This is a genomic window from Brevibacterium yomogidense, assembly GCF_016107685.1.
GTDB classification, from domain to species: domain Bacteria; phylum Actinomycetota; class Actinomycetes; order Actinomycetales; family Brevibacteriaceae; genus Brevibacterium; species Brevibacterium yomogidense.
The window spans coordinates 120724-143804 of sequence record NZ_JABASY010000004.1; the positions used below are offsets into that span (position 1 = coordinate 120724).

Sequence of the window (23081 nt, forward strand, 5' to 3'; positions counted from 1 at the left end):
CCGATGGGTGCCACAGGCGACCCCACGCCCAAAGGGCAGAAGCGTCTGAGCCCGGCCGCGCAAGCGGCGATCGCACGTTACCGACGCCTCATGGGCAACGTGTCCGATGCGGAGACAGCCGATGACAATCCGGACGGGGGTCGCAGCGATCTGGACCGGCACCTCGCGGACAGACCACCGCATTGGGCGCCGCCCCGCAGGGAGACCCCGCCCCGCAGGGAGACCCCGCCACGCACCGAGGCACCGCCACGCACCGAGGAGCCGTTCCCACACGAGGATTCCTGACGGTCGCGCAGACCTCTGAAGACGCGGACTTCTGAAGACCTTCCCGAACGCATCAGGGGCGTGGAAGACGACCATCGTCGTCTTCCACGCCCCTGAGACGCGAAGCTGTCAGTGTCGCGGCTGGATGTCGTCGTCGCCGTCGATCCGCTTGTCCGGGACCTGCTGCTGCTGACCCTCCGACATGATGTCGCGGATCTCTGCGAGCAGCTCTTCCGCCGTCGGCGGGATGTCGTCTTCGTCAGCACCCCGTTTGCGCATTTCGGAGAGCTTGTTCATCGGCATGACGATGACGAAGTACACGACGGCGGCGATGATGAGGAAGTTGATCGCCGCGGTGATGACCGCTCCGATGTCGATGAAGGTCGCTTCGACGTCGGGACGGACGTAGAAGCCCAGACCGCCCATGTCGGGAGACCCGACAGCAGCGATGAGGGGGTTGATGACCTTGTCGGAGATCGCCGTGACGATCGCGGTGAAGGCGCCGCCGATGATGACCGCGGTGGCCAGCTCGATGACGTTGCCTCGGAGGATGAAGTCCCGGAAGCCCTGGAACATGTCGAGTAGTCCTTTCGCGGCCGCGGCCCGGAAGAAGTGGGGCAGCCGTGTCCTGTGGGGAGATATCCACTATTACAGTTCTGCAGTGTATGCGGATTATCAACCTCTGTACCACGCGACACGAGCACCTCAGTTGAGCAGCGCGAAGCTGAGGTAGGAGCCGGCCTCCCGTGCCAGTGCTGCCGCTTCCTCTTCCGTGACGGCGAGGGTCACGACCGTCGTCCCCTGGCCCAGACCTCCCGAAGGCGCCTGCACTGCGGTGACTGCTGCGTCCTCGAGCAGAGCACCCGAGGCCGTGGGCAGGCCCGGAAAGACCTCACCCTCGTCGTCGGCCTCGTCCGCAGCGTCCGCGCCGGCGGATTCAGCGGTGAAGACCCGGAGCCTGTGGCCGGGCCGGATGACGGAGACGGCCTGTGCATCGCCGAACACGGTGGGGACCAGGACGGATCCCTCCGGCCGGAGCCCGGTGTCGGGCCCGATGAGCGACGTGTGGGTGAGCGGGGTGCCGGCCGCGATCGCCCCACCGGTCACGGCGCCGCGTGCGTCAGCCGCGTCGGCAAGGGCGTCGTCCGGAGCCAGGCCGGGAGGGTAGTGGGCTGTGCGCAGCGCCTCCGTGGTTAGCTCCGTGCCGGGGGCGAGGTCCTGTGCTGCGACCAGCACCGGTTCCGTTCCCGTGCGGGGGACGATCGTCCAGGCGGCGAGCACCGTCGCGAGGCAGAGCAGGGCGACACCGGCCGGGCGGGCGGGAATGCGGGAGAGCAGCGCGCGCGGGCGGGCGAGTGCGCGGCGGATCGAGGCGAAGACGTCCATGGGGAGACTGTGCCTCGGCCCGTCTGGGTTCGCCAGGGGTGGGGCGCACCTGTGGACAGACGACGCTTCGTGGCGTGTCCTGTGACCTCAAGTGGGAGGCCGACCGATCCTGTGCTCAGCCGGCAGCGGGAGCGGACGCTGCTGCGGGCTGAGCGCTCGACCCGCCGGAGTCCGACGACCCCGATGACGACGAGTCCGACGACGAGGATCCCGACGACGAATCGGACGACGAGGAGTCGGACGATGCGGCTGGTGCGCTCGCACTGGAGCTGGACCGCGAATCGGTGGCGTAGAAGCCGGAGCCCTTGAAGCTGACCCCGACGGAGCCGAACACCTTGCGCAGCCGCTCCTCACCACACGACGGGCAGGTCTTCAGCGCGTCGTCGGTGAACGCCTGGTGGATGTCGAAGGCGTGATCGCAGTTCTTGCAGCGGTACGAATACGTGGGCATGGTGACCTTTCCCTTCCGGGGCCGCCCGGACATCGCGCCGGGGGCCTCCTGAATGATAGGGGGCCGGTGCTCGTGCGGGTGCGTCAGGTGGTCGAACTCACGGTGTGCAGACCGGTCTCCGTGAGCACAGACCCGACGGCGAGGTCCCAGTCCGCCCGCGGCAGCGTGCCGGTCCGCTCCGCGTCCCAGCAGACGCCCACGAACTCCAGCCGCGCCCGCAGCGCGGCGTGCCGGGTGTCCGCGAGGAGTCCCTGGGGGCCGAAGGTGCGGTCGTAGAAGCCGCCCCCGTTGCCCAGCCGCACGCCGTGGGCGTCATAGGCGAGGCCGGGGACCAGGACGAGGAAGGTGCCGTGTGCGGGGGAGTCGGCCAGCGCCTCGGGCGTGGTGAGGGGGTAATGGGGCTCCCGGATGTCCCACGTGCCCCGCGGCAGCTCGTCCAGCGGGCCAGTGACCTGCCCCAGCAGCAGCGGCTCGCCCTTGCGAGTGGTGGGCAGCAGCACCGGCACGCGTGCGTCGATGAGCCGTTCCAGCGCTGTGTCGAGGCTGGGTTCTCCGGGCAGCGACGCATACCCGACCACGACGGCCGGCTGCCTCGCGTCGACCAGCGCGGACACCTGCGCTGTCAAGGCGTCCTGTGCCGTGCGACGTGCGGTGTCCGGCGCCTCGAGATGCGAAGCGCGACGCGCCCGCACATCCGCGCGCAACTGCGCTTTTGGAACTGCTTCACCTGTATTCATTGTGCCAAGCATAGAATGACCGGCATGTCGAAGAACGAACACGCCTCAGTGCGCAAGGCAGTGGTCCCCGTCGCGGGTCTGGGCACACGATTCCTGCCCGCGACGAAGGCGACCCCCAAGGAGATGCTCCCCGTCGTCGACAAGCCGGCGATCCAGTACGTCGTCGAAGAGGCGGTGCACGCCGGCCTCACCGACATCCTCATGGTCACCGGGCGCAACAAGCGGCCGCTCGAGGACCACTTCGACCGGGTGGACGGCCTGGAGGCGGCGCTGCGGGCGAAAGGCGACCACAAGAAGCTCGAGCTGATCCAGGAGTCGTCCGAACTGGCGGACATCCACTTCGTGCGTCAGGGCGACCCGCTGGGTCTGGGACATGCGGTGCTCAAGGGCGAGCAGCACGTGGGGAACGAACCCTTCGCGGTGCTGCTGGGCGATGACCTCATCGACGAGCGCAGCCCCATCCTCCCCACGATGATCGACGTGTACGAGAAGACCGGCGGCTGCGTCGTCGCGCTCATGGAGGTGCCGCACGAATCGATCAACATGTACGGCTGCGCCGCGATCGAGCAGACGGACGAGGACGGCGTCGTGAAGATCACGGATCTGGTCGAGAAGCCGGACCCGGAGGACGCGCCGTCCAACCTGGCGATCATCGGCCGCTACGTGCTGGGGCCGGAGATCTTCCCGGTGCTCCACGACACGGCGCCCGGCCGCGGCAATGAGATCCAGCTGACGGACGCTCTCAAGGAATGTGCGAACGGCCAGGGCAAGGGCGTGTACGGGGTCGTGTTCTCCGGTGAGCGCTATGACACGGGCGACAAGCTCGCCTACATCCAGGCGGTCATCCAGCTGGCGAGCCGCCGCGACGACCTGGGTGCAGACCTGCGCGCGTGGCTGAAGGAGTTCGTTGCCGACCTCGACGACTGAGGGCAGCCGCTGATGACCGGTGCTCGCCTGTGGCCTGCGGAACTGACATGGGGGACGCTCACACTGCGTCCCCTGCGCCGCAGCGACCGCAGAGAGTACAACGAGGTCCGCAAGGAGAACGTGTCGTGGCTGCGGCCCTGGGAGGCGACGGTGCCGGACCCCACGTGGCGGACTCCGGGCTTCTCGGAGATGCGCGCCCAGTTCGCGCGTGCGGGACGGGAGGGCCGTTCCCTGCCGTTCGCGATCCAGGTGGGGGAGCGGTTCCGGGGGCAGCTCACCGTCTCCGGATTCCAATGGGGATCGCTTGCCAGCGCGAACCTGGGCTACTGGATCGACCGCCGGGTCGCCGGTGAGGGGCACACTCCCGTCGCGGTGGCACTGGCGACCGACCACTGCTTCGCGGCGGGACTGCACCGGATGGAGGTGGCGATCCGGCCGGAGAACGCGCCCAGCCTCCGCGTGGTCGAGAAGCTGGGGTTCCGGGACGAGGGTGTCCGTGAGCGCTACATGCACATCGACGGCGATTGGCGGGACCATCGGATCTTCAGCCTGTTGACTGAAGACGTGCCGTTCGGGCTCATGGACTGGTACACCCACGAGTACGGACTGAGCGCCGGACGCGCGCAGGCCACCGCGGCGGCCGATGAGGCCTTCTCAGGCGGAGTGTCGGACCGGGCTGGGCGGAGTGACGTCGGAGCGTCCGATGACGCAGAAGGGCCCGGGAGCACCTGACGCACCGTCGGTTTCGACTGAGACTGCGACTCTTTCAGGCAATTCGATCGAGACACGCGTGTGGTGGTCCGGTCGGGAAGGTGCTTGCGAACCTAAGGTTGTGTTGTGGACACGAGCATCGCCTTCTTGCTACTTGCAGCAGTGCTGTTCGTCGTCATCGTGCCCACAGTGCTGAAGCGGAGTGCCGAGCGGGATGAAGAGGTGCTTCCGGATCGCGTGCGGACCGTTGACGTCGACCGCGCCCCGCGCTGCGCGACGGATGATTCGCGCCCGCGGCTGCTGCGCGACGCATCTCATCCTGCCCAGATCGACCTGCCGGCCCCTGCTGTCGAAACCGTGCCGACCGCCCCGCAGCTCAGTCTGCGGACCAGCCGTCCCACGCTCGAGGTGGTGGACGGCGACCGCACGTCCGCACCGGACCGGGGTGCGCCCCCGGGCTGGGACGAGGAGGACGTCGAAGCCGAAGCCCTGCCGATGGCGGCAGGGCAGACTGCTCCGCTCGATCTCCGTTCGTCGCACCTCACCGCCGTCCGCAGTGCCTCTGGCACGGCGGACGTCCTCGCCTTCGCCCCGGCGCATGCGACGCTCGTCGCGTCCGCCGGTTCCGCCGATCCCGAAACGATGGACCCTTCCATGACTTCCTCGCACCGCACCGCTCATCGTCGCGTGGCCGATGCCGCCGAACGCATGCCGACCGCGCTGCCGGCTGACGTCCGGGCACGGCTGGCACAGCAGTCCGCAGGGGGCCCGGGACGCGGGGCGTCGTCCGGTCCGTCCGGCGGGCAGGGCCGCCCGCACGTCCACCACGGGTCGTCGTCGGCTGAGCGCAGGCGCCCGGCTCCCGCCCGTCCGACGATGGACGCGGCGTCGCGCAAGCGGGTCCGCACCCTGCGTGCGGTGCTGCCGTTCTGCGGGCTGGCCGTCGTCGGGCTCGCTCTTCTCACCGTGGTCTTCACCGGATTCGTCGTCTTCGGATCCATGCCGTGGGGCGTGCCCGTCGTCACCGCCGCGCTGGCCGCGGCTTCGCTGGGCCTGGTCCGCGGTCTCAACAAGGAGATCCGCGCGCTGCGCAGAGGTGCCGCCGAGGCCCCGGCCGGCCCCGCAGCCCCTCGCCCCTCTGCGGATACCCGCCGACCCGCGGAACGGGCCTCTGCCACTCGCACGTCTGCTGCGGGCCGCACATCCGCGCCCGCGGTCGTCCGGAAGCGCGCCGGTGCGCAGGACACGGGTGATCAGGCGCCCGCTGCCCGGGGATCGCGCGAAGTCGTCGCCACGCGTGCGGTGGTCGATGTCGACGAACTGATCACCGCTGACCTCCCGATCGTCCGCGAGGATCCCGCCGCAGCGGACGATGCGGTGGGGATCGAACCCTCGACTCGCACGGAAGAGAGCACTCCGTCAGACGAGGCTCCTGTCGGCGAGACAGCCACAAACGCAGGCGCAGCCGCAGCCACAGACGCAGGCGCAGCCGCTGAGGGCACGTCCGCCGCCCACACTGCGTCCACGCGCACACGATCGATCTTCGCGGCCTCAGCACAGACGGACGGTCCGTCGGTCGCGGAATCGCTCGCACGCCGCCGTGCACCGGGGGAGTGGACGCCGGCCGTCCTGCCCACGCCCCGGTATGTCGACGCCCCTGTCGCGGAACGGGAGGCACCGGAGCCCGTCACCGCTGAAGCGTCGTCGTACTCGCTCACACCGGCCAACAGGGAATCACTGGCCGAACAGTTCGCCGAGGAGCTTGGATACCGTCCCGCTCTCACCGACGCGGCACGGGAGCACGCCGAGCAGGCCGCCCCGCCATCCCGGGAGAAGGCCACCGGCTCCGATGGGCCGCTGAGCCACGGTCGCACGGCGATCACGGGCAGCGGCAGCGCGCAGTCCCGCAGCGCCCGCCGCGGCACGGAGGATGCACCGGCCCAGCTGGGCGACATCCTCGCCCGCCGTCGCGCCTGAGCGCACACCCCCACACAGCAGAAGGCCCCCACCGATCGGTGGGGGCCTTCTGCTGTGCTTCACCGTGTCATAGCGTGCGAACGCGGTGACCCGTCACTGTGGGGAGTGAGACATCACTGCGCGTTGGCGCGGGGAACGGCGACGTACTTCGTCTCGAGGTACTCGTCGATGCCGGTCGAACCGCCTTCACGGCCCAGCCCGGACTGCTTGACACCGCCGAACGGAGCGGCGGGGTTCGACACGAGGCCGGTATTGAGGCCGACCATGCCGGATTCGATCCGCTCCGCCAGGCCCAGCGACCGCTGGAGGTCCGTGCAGAAGAGGTAGGACGCCAGCCCATACTCCGTGCCGTTGGCCAGTTCGATCGCTTCGTCATCGGTCTCGAACGTGACGATGGGGGCGACGGGGCCGAAGATCTCCTCGACCCGCAGCGTCGCGTTCTCCGGGATGTCCGTGAGGACCGTGGGCGCGAAGAAGTAGCCGTCGCCCTCGATCTTCTTGCCACCGGTGAGGACGGTGGCCCCGGCGTCGACCGCCTGGTCGACGAGCTCTGCGACCTTGTCGAGCTGGTCCTGGTCGACCAGCGGTCCCACCTGGGTGTCCTCGAGGAGACCGTCGCCCACCTTCATGGCGCCGATCCGCTCCGCGAGCTTCTTCGAGAACTCCTCTGCCACAGGCTTCTGCACGTAGATGCGGTTCGCCGCGGTGCAGGCTTCGCCGTTGTTGCGCATCTTCGCGAGCAGTGCGCCTTCGACAGCGACATCGATGTCCGCGTCGTCCATGACGAGCAGCGGTGCGTTGCCGCCCAGCTCCATCGACGTCTTCATGACCGTGTCCGCGGCCTGCTTCATGAGGTTGACGCCCACCTCGGTGGATCCCGTGAACGAGATCTTCCGGGCGATACCCGATTCCATCCACGGCGTGACGACACGACGTGCGGAGGACGAGGTGACGACGTTGAGGACGCCGTCCGGCAGTCCTGCCTCCCGCAGGGCGTCGACGAGCATGAAGGATGTGAGCGGGGTGAGCTGTGCGGGCTTCAGCACCATCGTGCAGCCTGCCGCGATCGCGGGGCCGATCTTGCGGGTGCCCATCGCCAGAGGGAAGTTCCACGGGGTGATGAGGATGCAGGGTCCCACGGGTTCGCGGGAGATCATGAGGCGGTTCTTGCCGTCGGTCGACTGGGTGAAGTCGCCGCTGATGCGCACGGCCTCCTCTGAGAACCAGCGGAAGAACTCGGCACCGTAGGTGACCTCGCCCTTCGATTCGGCGAACGGCTTGCCCATCTCCGCTGTCATGATCGCGGCGATGTCGTCAGCACGCTCGTGGAGCAGGTCGAAGGCGCGGCGGAGGATCTCTGCGCGCTCACGCGGAGGTGTCGCAGCCCAGCCTGCCTGTGCGTCGCGCGCTGCGTGGATCGCGTCGAGCGCATCTGCTTCGGACCCGTCCGCGATCGTCGTGATGACCGATCCGTTCGCGGGGTTGCGGACTTCCAGCGTGCGCCCGCCTTCGGCGTCTCGCCACTGTCCGTTGATGAACAATCCTGTATTGAGCTTTTCGATGATCGGGGCCAGATCCACGGCGTCTCCTCCTCGTATGGACAATGAGTCCCGGACGGATGACAGTCTACGTGCCGTGGGCCACACAGTTCGATGCCGTCTCACGACCTGTCCACGCCTCGTTCGCACGGATCGGCCCGTCAGCGGACGGCACTCCTGGCCCGTCCTCCGGGCGGAGGAGTAGCGTGGTTGCATGAGCGACACGACGAAGAACCAGGGGAAGAGGGACGGCAGCGACAAGGCCGGCGGCAGCGACGGTCAGCCGACCATCGACACGACAGGCGGCATCGCCGCAGTCCGCCTGTACCGGCACGACCAGCCCAAGGACGGGTATCGCGTCCTCGTCGACCGGATCTGGCCGCGAGGGGTGGCGAAGGCGGACCTCGACCACGACGAGTGGGGCAAGGACGTCGCACCGTCGGACGAGTTGCGCCGTCGATTCCACGGCGGCGATCTCACCTTCTACAACTTCTCGCAGGCCTATGAGAAGGAGCTGCGGGAGTCCGACGCACCTCAGGAGCTGCTCGAGAGATTCTCTGATTCGAAGGAGGATCTCCTCGTCCTGCTCTACGCTGCGAAGGACGAAGAAGAGAACCATGCGCTCGTGCTCGCGGACTTCCTCCGTGGACAGAGGAAGAATGGGTGAACGCACATCGCTCGGAGAGGACTCGCCCATGACTGACCAGCTCACCTGGAGAGAAGCACGTGAGGACGACGTGCCCACCTTCGTCGAACTCGTGGAATCCGCGTACCGCGGGGACGGTTCCCGTGCCGGGTGGACGACGGAGGCGGATCTGCTGGGAGGCCAGCGGATGGACCTCGAGATGGGCCGTGAGCTCCTCGCGACACCGGGCAGCCTGGTTCTGCTCTTCTGGAGTGGTGAGGGCGCCGATGCACTGACGGTCGGCGGTCAGGCGGGTGGCGACTCGATCCCGCCGGTGGCGTGCGTGCAGCTGGAGGACAAGGGCGATGGCGTCGCCTACTTCGGGACGTTCGCTGTCGCACCGCAGATGCAGGGGAGTGGGATCGGGAAGCTCGTGATGCTGGCCGCGGAGCAGGCTGTCACGGAGCGCTGGGGTGCGACGACGATGCGGATGACCGTCATCCGGCAGCGGGCGGAGCTCATCAGCTTCTACGAGCGGCGCGGCTTCGCGCTCACGGGGGAGAGCGAGCCCTTCCCCTACGGGCAGGAGCAGTTCGGGCTGCCGCAGCGCGACGACCTCGAATTCGTGGTGCTGGAGAAGCAGCTCACCCCACAGCCTGTCGGCGACACGCCTGCCTGACCGGATCCGCGCGGGATGTGGATAGGGTGAGCGCGCCTACTGGATCGGCTCACGATATGGGGTGACGTATGAGATTGATTCTTTTCGAGCTGCTCCGATCAGTGATCGCACTGATCATGAGCATGGCAGTCGTCGGCGTCATACTGTTCTCTGGCCCGGGATTGTTTGCTACCTGGTATTGGTTCCTGCAACTCGCCACGCTTGTGGTGGTCGGCTTCACCCTCCGAGCAGCGCTCAGCCGCGTAGTTCCGGGTTGGGCGATTGATGCTTCGGCGCTATCGGTATCGACTGCCGCCGCAATCGCCATTCCCTACTCGATGGCTTCCGTCGACGGTCTCGACGCCGCCTATCGAGCTGCGCTGCTTGCCGCGACTTCCACACTTCCCGTCGCGACGCTTGCCCTCATCCTGATGATCGTCTCGCGCCGCTGCATCACGATGGATGACATGTGCTGGACTCCGCTCACTGTCCGAAAGGCGCCTGGAAGCGCACGCCCACGCTGAGATGCAGGTACTCGTGGACACCTCGCCCGGCTATTCATCTCCTTCCGGTGTGCAGTGTTCGGGGGGGGTAGTGCAGAGCGCCGCTGGGCCCCTGTCTGTCAGTCAGAGGCCACGATGAAGAACTCACTGCCGTCGCAGCTGCTCGGAACGTGTTCAGCAACGGAGGGCGGTGATCCGGTGAATCCGCCGCCCAGGGAGACCGAATCTCCCTCGGAGAAGGTGTGACCGAATCCAGAGAGGCTGCGGGACTCAACGTTCCACCTGAAGTCGGTCGGGAATATCGGCACGATGACCTGGCCGGCATCGTCGACTACGGTGAAGCACCCGTTCTCGAGTGCCACAGTTCCTTCGAGAAGTGCCGCGTCCCCTTCGCCCCAGTCGCTCGTCCGCACATACGAAGCTGCGGGGGACTCGGTATCTGCGTCCGGAGGTGTCGACTCGGAACACCCGCCAAGGGCGATCGCAGCGACGATCACCGTGAACCATGCCGACCGGGGGATTGAGGGAGTGCTGGGCATGCGCACAGCATGCCAGGTCTGATCGACCCCGGCTCAGCCCACCAGCATCGCGGGGATGACCAGGCCGCCCACCAGCAGGACGGGGCCCACGACGACCATGGACAGGCCGAAGCGCAGGAGGATGCTGGTGAGGCGCGGCTTGTCCTCTTCGGGGGCCGTGGCGACGACGGTCGCTCCCAGGGTGGAGAACGGCGACACGTCGACGACCGCGGAGCAGACGCCCAGCGCTGCGATGAGGGCCCAGCCGGGCAGGCTGCCGTCGGCGACGAGGGGCAGCGCGAGCGGCACGAGCGCCGCGAGGATGCCGGTCGTCGAGGCGAACGCGGACACCAGGCCGCCCACCAGGCAGAGTGCGAACGCGGCGATGAGCGGTGAGCCCAGCGCCTTCGCGCCCTCGCCCAGGAGGTCGACGGCGCCCATCTCCTCGAGCACACCCACGAACGTGATGATGCCGCCCACCAGCAGCACGGTCGACCAGTCGATGCGGACGACCGCCTCCTTGCCGCGCGACGGCTTGAGGAGGAGCAGCAGAGCGGACAGGCCGAAGCACAGGATGCCGATGTCCGGGTCGCCGCCCAGCGCCGCGACGAGGACGACGGATCCCAGGAGCACGATGATCGCGATGACCGTGGCGAGCTGCTCGAACGTGAACGGGTCGGTCGCGGACATCTGGGAGCGGTCGCCGCTCACGTCGTCGGCGCTGAAGCGTGCATCGTCGTCATCACCCTCACCGAACTCCACGGACGCCGTCGACGCGCTGCCGCGGGTGAACGCGACGGACCCGGCGGCGACGGCCTCGGGCTCGTGGACGACGGTCCTGCGACCCCACACGAAGTAGGAGAAGCCGAGCATGAGGAGGTAGGTGACGACCGCGATGGCGAACAGGAGGAACGGGTTGAGGTCGATGCCCGCCCCGTGTGCTGTCGAGTACGTGACGATGCCGTAGAGGCTGGTGGGTGCGAAGCCGCCTGCCCCGATCGCGAAGCACATGGACAGCCCTATGAGTGCGTAGTCGATCCCGTAGCGGCGGGCGACCTGCATGCCGACGGGCATCATGACGAGCCCGGCCAGCGGCGCCCCCATGGACGCGATCGCGCCGGTGAGGACGAAGAAGACGAACGGCAGCAGGAGCGCATTCGAGCCGACCTTCGCCAGCGCGCGGTCGATGAGCTTGTCGATCGTGCCGTTGAGCTGGGCGATCGCGAAGAACAGTGTGACGCCTGCCAGGAGGACCATGATGGAGAGCGGGAACCCGTTCACGACGTCCTCGAGAGGCATGTCGGTGAGCAGCAGCGCGGTGCCGGCGGCACCCGCGAACATGAGCACGCCGATGTGCACGCCGCGGATGGCGCCCAGTGCGAACAGGGCGATGAAGATCGCCAGGGCGATGATCTGAGCAGTCATGGTTCCTCGAGGGGAGTCGTCGGGGGAGCGGTATCGGCGGGCCCCCCATCGCGCCCGGGAATGCCGACGCGGAGGCGGCTGCGTCGCGAGCGCCGGTGGGTAGCCTAGCGGACGCTCAGCCGCCGGTCAGCATTGTGACCGTGTGACGCATCCCGGAGCCCTCCGCCCAGGACCGCGGGGTTACTGTGGTCCCATGTCACAGCCCTCGCCGCGCGCCCACCGTCCCGCCACCCGTGTCGTCGATCTTGGTCGTCCCCACCGCGGGGACGATGCACCGGTGAATCCGCCCATCACGATCTCGTCCACGTATGTGGGGACGGGGGAGGTCGCGAGCGGTGCCCGCGCGTACGGGCGGTACTCCAATCCCACGTGGGATCCGTTCGAGGACGCACTGGCCCGCCTCGAGGGCGCGGATGTGCCCGCACTCCTCTACGGGTCCGGTCTGGCCGCGATCGCGTCCGCGCTGGACCTCGTCGCACCGGGCGGCACGGTCGTCATGCCCGCGCACACCTACCAGGGTGCGCTGCTGGGGGCGCAGGAGACGGCACGGACGGGCCGCTTCGACCTCGTGACCGTCGACATCGCGGACACCCAGGATGTCATCGCCGCGGTGCGGAAGGCGGCCGAGGACACGGCGTCCCTCACACACGAGCGTCCGGTGCTGCTGTGGATCGAATCCCCCACGAATCCCATGCTCGAAGTCGCGGACCTGCCGACGCTCGTGGAGGCGGCGAAGGCGAGCGGCGCGTTCGTGGTCGTCGACAACACGTTCGCCACCCCGCTCCTCCAGCGTCCGCTGGAGATCGGCGCGGACGTGGTCGTCCACTCCGTCACGAAGTACCTCGCGGGGCATTCCGACGTGGTCCTGGGTGCCTGTGTGCCGGCGGAGGCGCCCGTCCGGGAGGGGCTGCTGCACCATCGGTCGATCCAGGGTGCGATCGCGGGCCCCTTCGAGGCGTGGCTGGGTCTGCGCGGGCTGCGCACCCTGGCGCTGCGGGTCGAACGGTCCGGCGACAACGCGCTGGTCCTCGCGGAGCGGCTCGAAGCCCATCCTGCGGTGCGGGCCATCCGCTACCCGGGGCTGCGGGGCGACCCCGGACATGAGCGGGCCGCCGCGCAGATGGACGGGTTCGGTGCGATCATCTCGATCGACGTGGGGTCCACGGAGGCGGCCGACCAGGTCGTCGATCACTGTGAGCTGTGGACGCCGGCCACGAGCCTGGGCGGAGTCGAGAGCCTGCTGGAGCGGCGCCGTCGTCACACGGCGGAACCGGAGACGGTGCCGGAGGGCCTCATCCGTCTGAGCGTCGGCATCGAGGACGTCGAGGACCTGTGGGACGACATCCGGGCCGCGCTGGACGCCGTGCAGGCGTAGAGCGCGGGCCGTGCGGCGCGCGTCTCGATTAGGGTGGGAGGGGCAAGCTACCTCTGGTAGACGAGCTGCCTTCAAGGAGGTCATCGCAGATGACGACCAACCCGCAGGGAATCGTTGACACACTCGACTTCGACACAGTCGTCGAAGCAGACGCGCAGTCAGGTCCCAAGGTCACCTTCTACGTCCCCACCGAAGTCCAGACGACGACCGCCGGTCGATCCGCCGCTATCCTCAGCAACCAGCTCAAGACGGCCGCAGCGCGCCTCCGTGAGGAGGGACTGAGTGAGGCCGCCACCGAGGCGGTGCTCGCCCCGGTGCGCGAACTCACCTCCGATTCGACGTACTGGCGTCAGCAGAGCCGCGGTCTGGTGGTGTTCGCCGCACAGGACTTCTTCGTGGCGACGCGCATCCCGATCGAGGTGGCCGACGCGGTCATCGTCGCGGATCACTTCCATGTCCGCCCGGTCGTGCCGGTCGTGGAGAACAGCGGGCGGACCTATGTGCTGGCGCTCGCGAAGAACTCCGTCCGACTGTTCGACGCGACCCGCAACAGCATCGAGCAGCTTCCGCAGGGAAACATCCCGGAGGACTTCGAGGACGTCATCGGGGAGCTGCCGGAACCGCAGCTGCAGCATCGCCCCATCGGCGGGGGACAGGCGGCGTTCCACGGGCACGGCGGTGCGGACGAGACGGACACGATGCTCACGCAGAAGTTCCTGCGGGCGGTGGGGGAGGCCGTGGCGAAGGAGCTGGGCACCGCCCGGTCCCAGCCGCTGGTGCTGGCGTCGGTCGCCGAATACCTGTCGACCTTCAAGGAGGTGTGCCCCTACCCGGTCATCCACGACGAGGTGATCGCGGGCAACCCGGAGCACACCACGCCTGACGACCTGCGGTCGGCGGCGTGGAGGAAGCTGAGCGCTCGGTCTGCGGCGCAGGAGAAGGCGGAGTCGGAGAAGGCACTCACCCAGGCCCACAACGGCCGCGGATCGTTCGATCTGGCGGAGATCGCGGCCTCGGCGAAGGAGGGGCGTGTCGACACGCTCTTCCTCCCGCGGGACGAGCAGCGTCTCAGCTCACCCGACGCGTCCGCGCTGGCGGACGAGGCGATCATCGCGACGGTGCGGGCCAGCGGCAGCGTTCGGACATGGGCGGACTGGGAGTGGTCCGCGGACGCCATCGCGACGTTCCGCTACTGACCGTTCCGCCTGACGGGGACCGCGCAGACGGTCGTCGCGCTGCGACACAGAAGTGGGCCCGGGTCCGACGGTCTTCCTGACCGTCGGACCCGGGCCCCTTCTGCTGCTGGATGCGGCAGCCGCGCCTCAGCCGTGTGGGTCAGCTGGGGCGGTGCTCCTGCGCGGTGCCCTCTTCGTACACGGCCTTCGCGTAGCCGGAGAAGTCCGTGTCCTCGTCGAACCACTCGTCGAAGTCGCTCACGGTCCCGTCATCGACGTAGCCCAGCTCCTCGAAGCGCTTCGTCCACTCCTCTTCCGACGCGGCGATGTTGTCGAGGATGTTCTCGTCGATCAGACCGTTCTCCAGCGCGGCCTCGGAGAGCTCCTCCGAGTACTCGCTGATCGCGCTCTGCAGGTTCTCGTCGAACGGCTCGACCTCGCCGCCGGCTTCCTTCGCCTGTCGCACAGCGTCCGCGTTGCCGCCGATGACGGCCTCCAGGCCGCCTTCTGCCGCGAGCGCGTTCGAGTCGAAGATGATCTGCTGGTAGGCCAGGGGCAGGTCCTTGAACCCGGAACCGGCGAGGTACGCACCAGGGCTGCGCGAGAACGAGTTCTCCGTCGTGTAGCCCAGGTTCGGGGCGACCTCGAAGATCCCGGACTCAGCCGACGGTACGAGCTGTCCGAGCGTGCAGTCGACGGTGCCGCGCTGCAGCGCCTCGAAGGTCTCTGCGTACTCCATCGACACGGGAGTGGCACCCAGGTGCTTCACCTGCGCCGCCTGTGCGGTCGAGGCGATGCGGACTTGGAGGCCGTCCCAGTCATCTTCCGAGTCGACCACGGAGTTGCACACCGAGTAGTAGCCGCCTGACGCGGCGAACGGGGTCAGCGGCGTGAGCCCGAGTTCCTCGTACGTGTCCAGCACCGACTCGTTGTTCCACCCGAGCTCGTTGCCGACCGCGTTCGCGACCAGCTCGCCCTGGAAGGGAGAGGGCTTGACCGCGGCCATGACAGTGCCGAGGTCGTTGACCGCGGCGAACTGTGCCGGGTCATAGACCGGCAGGGTGTACGCGACGTCCAGGCGGCCGTCGCCCAGTGCGTCGTGTACTTCCGCATAACTTGCGATCGCCTGTCCCCAGATGATCTCGACGGTGATCTTCCCACCGGACCGCTCTTCGACGAGCTCCTTGAACACGGTGCCCGCGGGCGCCATGACGGAGTCGGGTGACGCCGACGACGGCTGGAACTTGATCGTCACCGGATCCAGGTCCTCCAGCGCTTCGTCGACCTCCTCCTGGGGCGCGTCGTACGCGAAGCCCTCTCCGGCCTCGCCGTCGGCCCCGCTGCCACCGCCGGCGGCGGAGCCCGCGCAGGCGCTCAGTGCCAGAGCGCACACGCCGAACGCTGCAGTCGCAGTCGCTGCCCGGGGCAGACGGCCAATCGATCGTTTCCTCATCTTCGGCTCTCCTTTGAGTCGACCGAGCGACTGTCGCCCGGTGGGTGGGGAATCATGGGTGGTCAGGATGGTCAGGATGGTCGGTGAGGGAGGATCACCTCGTCGAAGATCGCCTGTCCGAGAGGACGGAAGTCGGTGTCCTCGTCGAACCACTCGTCGAAGTCCTCGGTCGTTCCCTCATCGGTGAAGCCCAGTTCCTCGGCGCGGTCCGCCCACTTCTGAGCGGATTCCTCGACGCGGGTCTGCAGTTCGCCGCCGGCCACGCCGGATTCGGCGAGCTCCGCGCGCTTGTCCTCACTGAACTCCGCGATGTCCTCTTGGAACTCCTCGGGGAACTGCTCGATCTCTCCGCCGGCCTCCTTGGCCATGCCGATCGCCACTGCGTTGCCGTTGATGGTCGTCATCATCTGGCCGTGGAAGTAGTCCGTGTACGCATCGAAGATCACCTGCTGGTACCCGAGTGGGAGGTCCGCGAACTTGGAGCCGGCGAGAAGGGCGCCGGGGCTGCGGGAGATGCTCGTCTCCGTCATGTACCCGACGTGCGGGGCCACTTCGAAGATGCCGGCCTCAGCCGACGGCACGAGCTGTCCGAGCGTGCAGTCGACGGTGTTGCGCTGGAGCGCCTCGAAGGTCTCCGTGTACTCCATCGACACGGGGGAGGCTCCGATGCTGCTCATGAGTTCGCCCTGGGTCTTCGAGGCGATGCGGATCTGCCTGCCGTCGTAGTCCTCCTCCTCCACACCGGGGGTGTTGCAGATGGAGTAGTAACCGCCGGAGGCGACGGTCGGTGCGATCGGCTGGATCCCCAGGTCCTCGTACTCCTCGACGATCTCCGGTGTCTGCCAGGCGACGTCGGTGGCGACCGCGTTCGTCACCATCTCCCCGACGTAGGGTGACGGGTCGAGTCCGCCCAGCGCGTCGCCCAGGGCGTTCACGGCGGGGAACTGCGCCGGGTCGTAGACGGGCAGCGTGTAGGCGAGGTCGACGCGACCGTCGCCCAGGGCGTCGTGGACCTCCGAGTACCCGGCGACCGCCTGTCCCCAGACCAGGTCGACGGAGATCTTCCCGCCGGACCGCTCTTCGATCGCCTCTGCGAGGACGGTGCCGGACGGCGACTGCACGGACTCCTGCGAGGCCGCGGACGGCTGGTAGGTGATCTCCACAGGGTCGAGGTCGGCAAGAGCCGCGTCGACCTCCTCCTGGCTCGCACCGGCGTCGAAGGCTCCGGAGTCCTCCGACCCGCCGCCACCGCCACCGGTTCCGGCGGATCCGGCGCACGCGGTGAGGGCGAAGGCGAGGGCGCTCGCTCCGGCGACGGCGGGCGCAAGCCTGTTCATGCGCTTCGTGCGCGCTGCGGAGAGGACCAAGGCGGTCTCACTTTCTTTCTGAGGGGGTGTGCAAGGGGGAGAGCTGGGGTGTGCGGGCAAGCCTGCCGGGCCGGTGAGGCCCGGCAGGCTCGTGGATGGCTGATGAACTATTGGATGGCTGATGAACTTACTGCGTGGGTGAAGGGTGACTGGGTGGCCGGGTTATTGGGTGGCTGTGCTGCCGGCTGTGCGTTCGAGGAGGTCGGGCAGCCATTCCGTCATCTCCGGCACGAAGATCATGAGGACGAGGAACAGGACCGCCACGGGCAGGAACCACAGCAGGGACACGAAGATGTCCTTCAGCGTGATCGTCTGACCCAGATTCACCTCGGGGTTCTTCGCGATGTTGTGCACGATGAAGGACAGGATCCCCACCGGCGGGGTGATCATGCCCAGCTCGCCCAGCAGCACGACGAACACACCGAACCACAGGGCGCTGACGTCCATCTCCGCAAGCGTCGGCAGCAGGATCGGGATGGTCAGCAGCATCATCGACAGGGTGTCGAAGAACATGCCCATGACCAGGTAGAGGAGGACGAGGACCAGCAGGAAGCCGACCCGGTTGAGTCCCATTCCGGTGATGAACTCGGTGATGACCGGGGCCAGCCCGGTGATCGCCAGCAGCTTCGTGAGCATTTCAGCACCGATGATGATGAAGAAGATCGCGGCGGTGGAGGACACGGTGGACACCGCGGCACGGGACACGTTGCCGATCGGGTTGTTCTTCCGCGTGTACCACAGGGTCAGGATCATCGCGGTCAGAGCGGCGGCGGCACCGGCTTCGGTGGGGGTGAACGCGCCGGAGAACATGCCGCCGAAGAGGACGAGCATGATGAGCGGGAAGCCCCAGATCTCACCCAGAGACTGGAAGCGCTGTGCCCAGGTGACGGTCTCCTTCTCACCGACGGCGTGCTTGCCCCGGCCCACGAGGTGGGGGAAGAGGATGCCGAGGCAGAAGATGAAGAGAGCGAAGCTGAAGGCGACGAGGATGCCGGGCACGGCGCCGGCCATGAGCTGGGGGCCCACGGGCACGGAGGCGATGCCGGCGTAGACGACCAGCAGGATCGAGGGTGGGATGAGGTTGCCGGGCAGCCCGGAGACGATGACGGTGCCCACGGCGACGCGCTTGTCGTAGCCTGCCCGCAGCATTTCGGGGATGCCTGCGCGGCCGAGTGTGTAGGTCATGCCGATGGTGGAGCCGGACACGGAGGCCAGCCCCGCACCGGCCGCGGTGGTGCCGATGCCGATGCCGCCGGGCAGCCAGGAGAACCAGCGGTCGGTGGCCCGGTAGATGCGGGTGGCCATCCCGGACTGTGCCAGGAGCATGCCCATGAAGATGAACATCGGCAGGACGGAGTACGTCCAGGACGACACCGCGTTGAAGGGGGAGGTGGCCAGGATGTTCGTCATGGCCGGCACGCCGGAGAGCCCGTAGACGCCGATGAGGCTGGGGATCGCCAGGGCGAACGCGACGGGCACGGACATGAACATCAGCAGGATCATCATCGCCACGCACCACATGCCGGCCACGGGTCCCGACGAGCTGGTGAAGAAGCCGCCCAGGCACACTGCCAGCAGGACGAAGCACACGATGACGGCAATCCTGCCGGGTTTGCGGCGATTGCCGCTGGGCAGCAGGGCGCCCGGGGTCAGCGTCGGCTGCCCGGCGCTCGCGTTCGTGGCGGCGTCGTTGTCTGGGGAGTTGTCCTCGGGCATGTTGTTGCCGTCTGTGGTGAGGTTCGAAGCTGTCATGAGAGGAGGTCCTTCGCCAGAAGAGTCAGGAGGTGGCTCGCTGTGTGGGGGCGGGTGCGGTTCACAGCGCGGCCTCTTCGATGGGGTCGGATTCGAGTTTCTCGCCGGTGCGGACGTCGATGTCGGGATCACCGGTGCGGAAGACGACGATGATCTCCAGGATGTAGAGGGCCGCCATGACGAAGAACACCAGGGGCACGAGGAAGTAGACCGGCCAGGTGATGATGTCCGTGACGCCGGCGGTGGCGCCCATGCCCATCTTGTCCATGGCTTCCCGGAAGCCGTAGATCATGAAGCCGATGCTGACCAGGGCGGCCATGAAGCAGGCGAAGACCATGAAGATGTTGCGGATCTTCTTGCTCAGGTTCTCCACCAGCAGCACGACGGTGATGTGTTCGTTCTGCAGGTGCGCGGCGGGGATGCCCAGCAGGGCCACGACCGGCAGGTACCAGTAGGACACGATCTCGTTCGTGCCGTAGAGGGGGGAGTTGAGGAAGAAGCGCATCAGTGCGTGCAGGACCACGTGCAGCATCATCGCCACGACAGCGATCGCGGTCAGCACGGACAGCACCTTGTCCAGGCCTGCGTTCACTCGAGTCATTGAAGTCACCTTCGTCTTCATCGGGAGGAGGGGCGGGTGCCCCGCCGTCCTGTGGGTCTCGGATCGGAGATCGGATCACGGAGCTTGCTTCTTCGCCGTTTCGGATCCGAGCAGTGCCGACCTCGCGGTTGAACTTATCGATTGATCACCCAGAGTGCAAGGGGAAATGAGAAAAACTCGAGGCCTTGCTCAATTCGTGACCTGGGGTACGAACCACGGCGCATGCCGCGACCCTCCCACACGAGCCTGTCGCGAGGCAGGTGTGTCTCATGTGGAGCGCTGCTCCACCCGGGCGTGATCTCACGTGGAGGACGTGTCATGCGGAAATGGGAGCTCACGCGGAAGGGGACGGGCTCGTGAGCCCGTCCCCTTCCGCCTGCCCGCGCCGTCAGTGGCGCTCAGTCACCGATCCTGCCGGTATCGGGACCGGATGTCCTTGCCGATGATGTGCTTCATGACTTCGGACGTGCCGCCGTAGATCGACTGGATGCGGCTGTCGCGGAACGCCCGCGCGATGGGGTACTCCAGCATGTAGCCGTAGCCTCCGTGCAGCTGGAGGCCCCTGCTGACGACCTCGATCTGGAGGTCCGCTGCGAGCATCTTCGCCTTCGACGCCTCGATCGCCGTGAGCGTGCCCGCGTTCAGGGCGAGGGCGCAGCGGTCGACGTACGCCTCGAGCATGTCGATGCGCGCTTCCAGCTCTGCGAGTTCGAACTGGGTCGCCTGGAGGTCGCCGATCGTGCCGCCGTAGGCCTGTCGGGAGAACACGTATTCCGCGGTCCACCGGAACGCGGCACGCGCTCCCGCCAGACCGCCGGAGGCGATGCCCATCCGCTCGTACGGCAGGTTCATCATGAGGTGGATGAACCCTTCGTTGAGCTGGCCCAGCAGCTGGGAGTCCGGCACCCGGACGCTCTCGAAGGACAGTTCGGAGGTGTCCTGGGCGGCCAGCCCCACCTTGTCGAGGTTGCGCCCCTTCGTGAAGCCGGGAGTCCCCTCGTCGACGATGAAGAGCGACGTGCCGCGGGAGCCGGGGGCGTCGGGGTCCGTCCTCGCGACGACGATGACGAAATCGCAGGTCTGGCCGTTCGTGATGAACGTCTTCGATCCGTCGATCACCCAGTCGTCGCCGTCCTTCACAGCGCGGGTGCGGATGTTCTGGAGGTCCGATCCCGCACCGGGCTCCGTCATCGCGATGGCCCCGATGAGGTCGCCGGCGGCCAGTCCCGGGAGGTACTTGTCCTGCAGGTGCTCGCTGCCGAAGCCGGTGAGGTAGCCGGGCACGATGCCGTCGGAGACACCCCACCCGCTGACGGAGGAGGCGATGCCGCGGCGTGCTGACTCCTCCCCGCGGATCATCTCGAACCGGTAGTCGGTGACGCCCCCGCCGCCGTACTTCTCCGGCAGCGAGAAGCCGATGACGCCGGCTTCGGCCGCCGCCTTCCACATCGAGCGGTCGACGACGCCCTGTTCCTCCCAGCGGTCCTGGTGGGGCACCACTTCCTTGTCGAAGAACGCCGCCACTGTCCGGCGGAAGTCCTCATGGTCCTCGTCGTAGAGCTCTCTCTTCACCGTGTCACTCCTGTCCGTGCACTGGGGTCTGCTGTCGGGGTGTTCGGGTCAGAGCAGTTCGAGGATGGTCGCATTGGCCTGGCCGCCGCCTTCGCACATGGTCTGCAGGCCGTACTTGATGCCCTTGTCCTGCATGTGGTGGACCATCGTCGTCATGAGGCGCGCGCCGGATCCGCCCAGCGGGTGACCCATCGCGATGGCACCGCCGTTCGGGTTGATCGTGGAGAAGTCCGCGCCCAGTTCCTGCTGCCATGCGAGGGGGACGGTCGCGAACGCCTCGTTCACCTCGAAGACGCCGATGTCGGCGATGCTGAGACCGGACTTCTTGAGCGCCTTCTGGGTGGCCGGGATCGGTGCCGTGAGCATGATGACGGGGTCCGAGCCGGCGAGGACCGCGGTGTGGACGCGTGCGATCGGCTTGAGGCCCAGCTCCTTCGCGCGCTCCCCGCTCATCATGAGGAGGGCGGCGGAGCCGTCGGAGATCTGCGAGGAGTTGCCGGCGGTGACGATGCCATCCTCCTTGAACACGGTCTTGAGCTTGCCGAGGCCCTCCGCGGTGCCTCCGCGGCGGATGCCTTCATCTGCGGAGATGAGGCCGTGCTCCGTCTGGACGGGTGCGATCTGCGACGCGAAGGCGCCCGCATCCGTCGCTGCGGCGGCACGTGCGTGCGACTCCAGTGCGAACTCGTCGACCTGCGCGCGGGAGAAGCCCCACTGCTCACCGATCATCTCCGCACCCACGCCCTGGTTGGGCTTCACACCGTCATAGCGGTCCATGAAGCGGTCGCCGTACGGGTTCTTCCCCATCGAGGACGATCCCATGGGGTTGCGGGACATCGACTCGACGCCACCGGCGATCACGATGTCGTACTGGCCGGCGATGATGCCCGCGGCCGCGAAGTGGACGGCCTGCTGCGAGGAGCCGCACTGGCGGTCGACGGTGACGCCGGTGACGGATTCGGGGAAGCCTGCGGACAGCGCCGCGGTGCGGGCGATGTCGCCCGTCTGCTCGCCGGCTTGGGTGACACAGCCCCAGATGACGTCTTCGACGAGCGCCGGGTCGACGCCCGCGGTCTTCACGAGGTCCTCGAGGACGTGGGCGGACAGGTCCGCCGGGTGGACGCCGGACAGGACGCCCTCGCGCTTCCCGGTCGGTGTGCGGCGTGCGGCGACGATGACTGCATCGGTCATGGCTTCTCCTGCTGAACGAATGTTCGGTGATTGTGTGCCCAGCTTCACATATGAGCCAAAACCAGTCAATATGGACTGGTAATCCCCACACCGACGGGCCACGGCTCGGAGAAGGAGCAGCATGCAGATCAAGGATCAGGTCGCCTTCGTCACAGGAGGCGCATCCGGACTGGGACTCGCGACGGTGCAGGAGATCGTGTCGCGCGGCGGTAAGGCCGTCGCCTTCGACCTCAAGGGGTCGGACGAGGTCGCCGCACTGGGAGACTCCGTCACCTTCGTGGAAGGTGACGTGACGGATGAGGCACAGGTGCAGGCGGCCATCGAGCGCACCAGCGAACTGGGTGACCTCCGCATCGTCGTCAACTGCGCCGGCATCGGCGGTTCGCAGCGCGTGTCGGGTCGCAAGGGCGTCTTCCCGCTGGGGGACTTCACGAAGATCGTGACCGTCAACCTCATCGGCACGTTCAACGTCATCCGGCTCGCGGCCGCACACATGCAGGGCATCGACCCGGTGGGCGAGGAGCGCGGCGTCATCGTCAACACGGCGTCCGCGGCCGCATTCGACGGGCAGATCGGTCAGGCCGCGTACTCCGCGTCGAAGGGCGGCATCGTCGGCATGACGCTGCCGATCGCCCGTGACCTCGCGTCGTCGCTCATCCGTGTCATGACGGTGGCTCCGGGCATCTTCCACACGCCGCTCATGCTGGGAGCGTCGGAGGAGACGCTCAAGTCGCTGGGCGAGCAGGTGCCGCACCCGTCGCGCCTGGGCGTGCCGGCGGAGTTCGGCCTCATGGCCGCCCAGATCGTCGAGAACCCCATGCTCAACGGGGAGACGATCCGTCTGGACGGCGCCATCCGCATGGCCCCGCGCTGAT

Annotated in this window: 23 protein-coding genes; 10 read left to right on the forward strand and 13 right to left on the reverse strand. The window is 67.7% G+C overall.

Going from position 1 to position 23081, the window contains the following annotated elements; translation table 11 throughout:
* Nucleotides 1–3: 3 nt before the first annotated feature.
* Nucleotides 4–285 carry a hypothetical protein gene (locus JFC09_RS11495; RefSeq protein ID WP_198394172.1) on the forward strand — a complete coding sequence of 94 codons (282 nt, stop codon included), beginning with the start codon at nt 4–6 and terminating at the stop codon, nt 283–285.
* Nucleotides 286–393: 108 nt separating this feature from the next.
* On the opposite strand, the gene mscL is transcribed toward JFC09_RS11495, so the two are convergent.
* The 4 genes from mscL to JFC09_RS11515 all read right to left on the reverse strand — a co-directional run bounded on the left by mscL (nt 394) and on the right by JFC09_RS11515 (nt 2838).
* Nucleotides 394–840, reverse strand: coding sequence for a large conductance mechanosensitive channel protein MscL (gene mscL / locus JFC09_RS11500; protein ID WP_198394173.1), 447 nt, complete (start codon nt 838–840; stop codon nt 394–396).
* Between the two features lie 129 nt (nt 841–969).
* On the reverse strand, nt 970–1650 hold the full coding sequence (locus JFC09_RS11505; RefSeq protein ID WP_198394174.1) for an SAF domain-containing protein: 681 nt from the start codon (nt 1648–1650) through the stop codon (nt 970–972).
* Nucleotides 1651–1765: 115 nt separating this feature from the next.
* Nucleotides 1766–2101 (reverse strand): FmdB family zinc ribbon protein, encoded by a 336-nt coding sequence (locus JFC09_RS11510; protein ID WP_198394175.1) that lies wholly within the window; start codon nt 2099–2101, stop codon nt 1766–1768.
* A gap of 83 nt (nt 2102–2184) precedes the next feature.
* Nucleotides 2185–2838 (reverse strand): 5-formyltetrahydrofolate cyclo-ligase, encoded by a 654-nt coding sequence (locus tag JFC09_RS11515; protein WP_198394176.1) that lies wholly within the window; start codon nt 2836–2838, stop codon nt 2185–2187.
* Nucleotides 2839–2853: 15 nt separating this feature from the next.
* Between JFC09_RS11515 and galU the strand changes: the two genes are divergently transcribed.
* From galU to JFC09_RS11530, 3 genes are all read left to right on the forward strand, one after another.
* Nucleotides 2854–3765: a UTP--glucose-1-phosphate uridylyltransferase GalU gene (gene galU, locus JFC09_RS11520; protein ID WP_198394177.1), complete on the forward strand. Its 912-nt coding sequence runs from the start codon at nt 2854–2856 to the stop codon at nt 3763–3765.
* Between the two features lie 12 nt (nt 3766–3777).
* Entirely contained in the window at nt 3778–4497 is a 720-nt protein-coding gene (locus JFC09_RS11525) for a GNAT family N-acetyltransferase (RefSeq protein WP_198394178.1), read from the forward strand.
* Between the two features lie 105 nt (nt 4498–4602).
* Entirely contained in the window at nt 4603–6453 is a 1851-nt protein-coding gene (locus JFC09_RS11530; RefSeq protein WP_198394179.1) for a hypothetical protein, read from the forward strand.
* A 113-nt stretch (nt 6454–6566) separates the two neighbouring features.
* Here JFC09_RS11530 and JFC09_RS11535 read toward each other — a convergent pair whose 3' ends face one another.
* On the reverse strand, nt 6567–8033 hold the full coding sequence (locus JFC09_RS11535; protein WP_198394180.1) for an NAD-dependent succinate-semialdehyde dehydrogenase: 1467 nt from the start codon (nt 8031–8033) through the stop codon (nt 6567–6569).
* 172 nt (nt 8034–8205) lie between these two features.
* Between JFC09_RS11535 and JFC09_RS11540 the strand changes: the two genes are divergently transcribed.
* From JFC09_RS11540 to JFC09_RS11550, 3 genes are all read left to right on the forward strand, one after another.
* The gene (locus tag JFC09_RS11540) at nt 8206–8658 is read left to right on the forward strand and encodes a DUF488 domain-containing protein (protein WP_198394181.1); all 453 of its coding nucleotides are present in this window, start codon (nt 8206–8208) and stop codon (nt 8656–8658) included.
* 28 nt (nt 8659–8686) lie between these two features.
* Nucleotides 8687–9295 carry a GNAT family N-acetyltransferase gene (locus JFC09_RS11545; protein ID WP_198394182.1) on the forward strand — a complete coding sequence of 203 codons (609 nt, stop codon included), beginning with the start codon at nt 8687–8689 and terminating at the stop codon, nt 9293–9295.
* Between the two features lie 68 nt (nt 9296–9363).
* Entirely contained in the window at nt 9364–9798 is a 435-nt protein-coding gene (locus JFC09_RS11550; protein WP_198394183.1) for a hypothetical protein, read from the forward strand.
* Nucleotides 9799–9896: 98 nt separating this feature from the next.
* Here the strand turns inward: JFC09_RS11550 and JFC09_RS11555 are convergent, their stop codons facing one another.
* The gene (locus tag JFC09_RS11555; RefSeq protein WP_198394184.1) at nt 9897–10316 is read right to left on the reverse strand and encodes a hypothetical protein; all 420 of its coding nucleotides are present in this window, start codon (nt 10314–10316) and stop codon (nt 9897–9899) included.
* Between the two features lie 33 nt (nt 10317–10349).
* Nucleotides 10350–11720, reverse strand: a complete 1371-nt coding sequence (locus tag JFC09_RS11560; RefSeq protein ID WP_198394185.1) for an SLC13 family permease — start codon at nt 11718–11720, stop codon at nt 10350–10352.
* A gap of 193 nt (nt 11721–11913) precedes the next feature.
* On the opposite strand from JFC09_RS11560, the gene JFC09_RS11565 reads away from it, so the two are divergent.
* Complete coding sequence (locus JFC09_RS11565) at nt 11914–13095, forward strand: trans-sulfuration enzyme family protein (protein WP_198394186.1); 1182 nt, start codon at nt 11914–11916, stop codon at nt 13093–13095.
* Between the two features lie 89 nt (nt 13096–13184).
* A complete protein-coding gene (locus tag JFC09_RS11570; RefSeq protein ID WP_198394187.1) occupies nt 13185–14291 on the forward strand; it encodes a baeRF3 domain-containing protein in 1107 nt (368 codons plus the stop codon).
* A 139-nt stretch (nt 14292–14430) separates the two neighbouring features.
* Here JFC09_RS11570 and JFC09_RS11575 read toward each other — a convergent pair whose 3' ends face one another.
* The 6 genes from JFC09_RS11575 to JFC09_RS11600 all read right to left on the reverse strand — a co-directional run bounded on the left by JFC09_RS11575 (nt 14431) and on the right by JFC09_RS11600 (nt 22206).
* Nucleotides 14431–15723 carry a type 2 periplasmic-binding domain-containing protein gene (locus JFC09_RS11575; protein WP_198394188.1) on the reverse strand — a complete coding sequence of 431 codons (1293 nt, stop codon included), beginning with the start codon at nt 15721–15723 and terminating at the stop codon, nt 14431–14433.
* Nucleotides 15724–15794: 71 nt separating this feature from the next.
* A complete protein-coding gene (locus JFC09_RS11580; RefSeq protein WP_198394189.1) occupies nt 15795–17060 on the reverse strand; it encodes a type 2 periplasmic-binding domain-containing protein in 1266 nt (421 codons plus the stop codon).
* Nucleotides 17061–17252: 192 nt separating this feature from the next.
* Nucleotides 17253–18842 (reverse strand): TRAP transporter large permease, encoded by a 1590-nt coding sequence (locus JFC09_RS11585; RefSeq protein WP_232483492.1) that lies wholly within the window; start codon nt 18840–18842, stop codon nt 17253–17255.
* Between the two features lie 61 nt (nt 18843–18903).
* Nucleotides 18904–19443, reverse strand: coding sequence for a TRAP transporter small permease (locus JFC09_RS11590; RefSeq protein WP_232483493.1), 540 nt, complete (start codon nt 19441–19443; stop codon nt 18904–18906).
* Nucleotides 19444–19845: 402 nt separating this feature from the next.
* Nucleotides 19846–21015, reverse strand: coding sequence for an acyl-CoA dehydrogenase family protein (locus JFC09_RS11595; RefSeq protein ID WP_198394190.1), 1170 nt, complete (start codon nt 21013–21015; stop codon nt 19846–19848).
* A gap of 48 nt (nt 21016–21063) precedes the next feature.
* On the reverse strand, nt 21064–22206 hold the full coding sequence (locus tag JFC09_RS11600; RefSeq protein WP_198394191.1) for a thiolase family protein: 1143 nt from the start codon (nt 22204–22206) through the stop codon (nt 21064–21066).
* A gap of 121 nt (nt 22207–22327) precedes the next feature.
* Between JFC09_RS11600 and JFC09_RS11605 the strand changes: the two genes are divergently transcribed.
* Complete coding sequence (locus tag JFC09_RS11605; RefSeq protein WP_198394192.1) at nt 22328–23080, forward strand: SDR family NAD(P)-dependent oxidoreductase; 753 nt, start codon at nt 22328–22330, stop codon at nt 23078–23080.
* Nucleotide 23081: the final 1 nt, after the last annotated feature.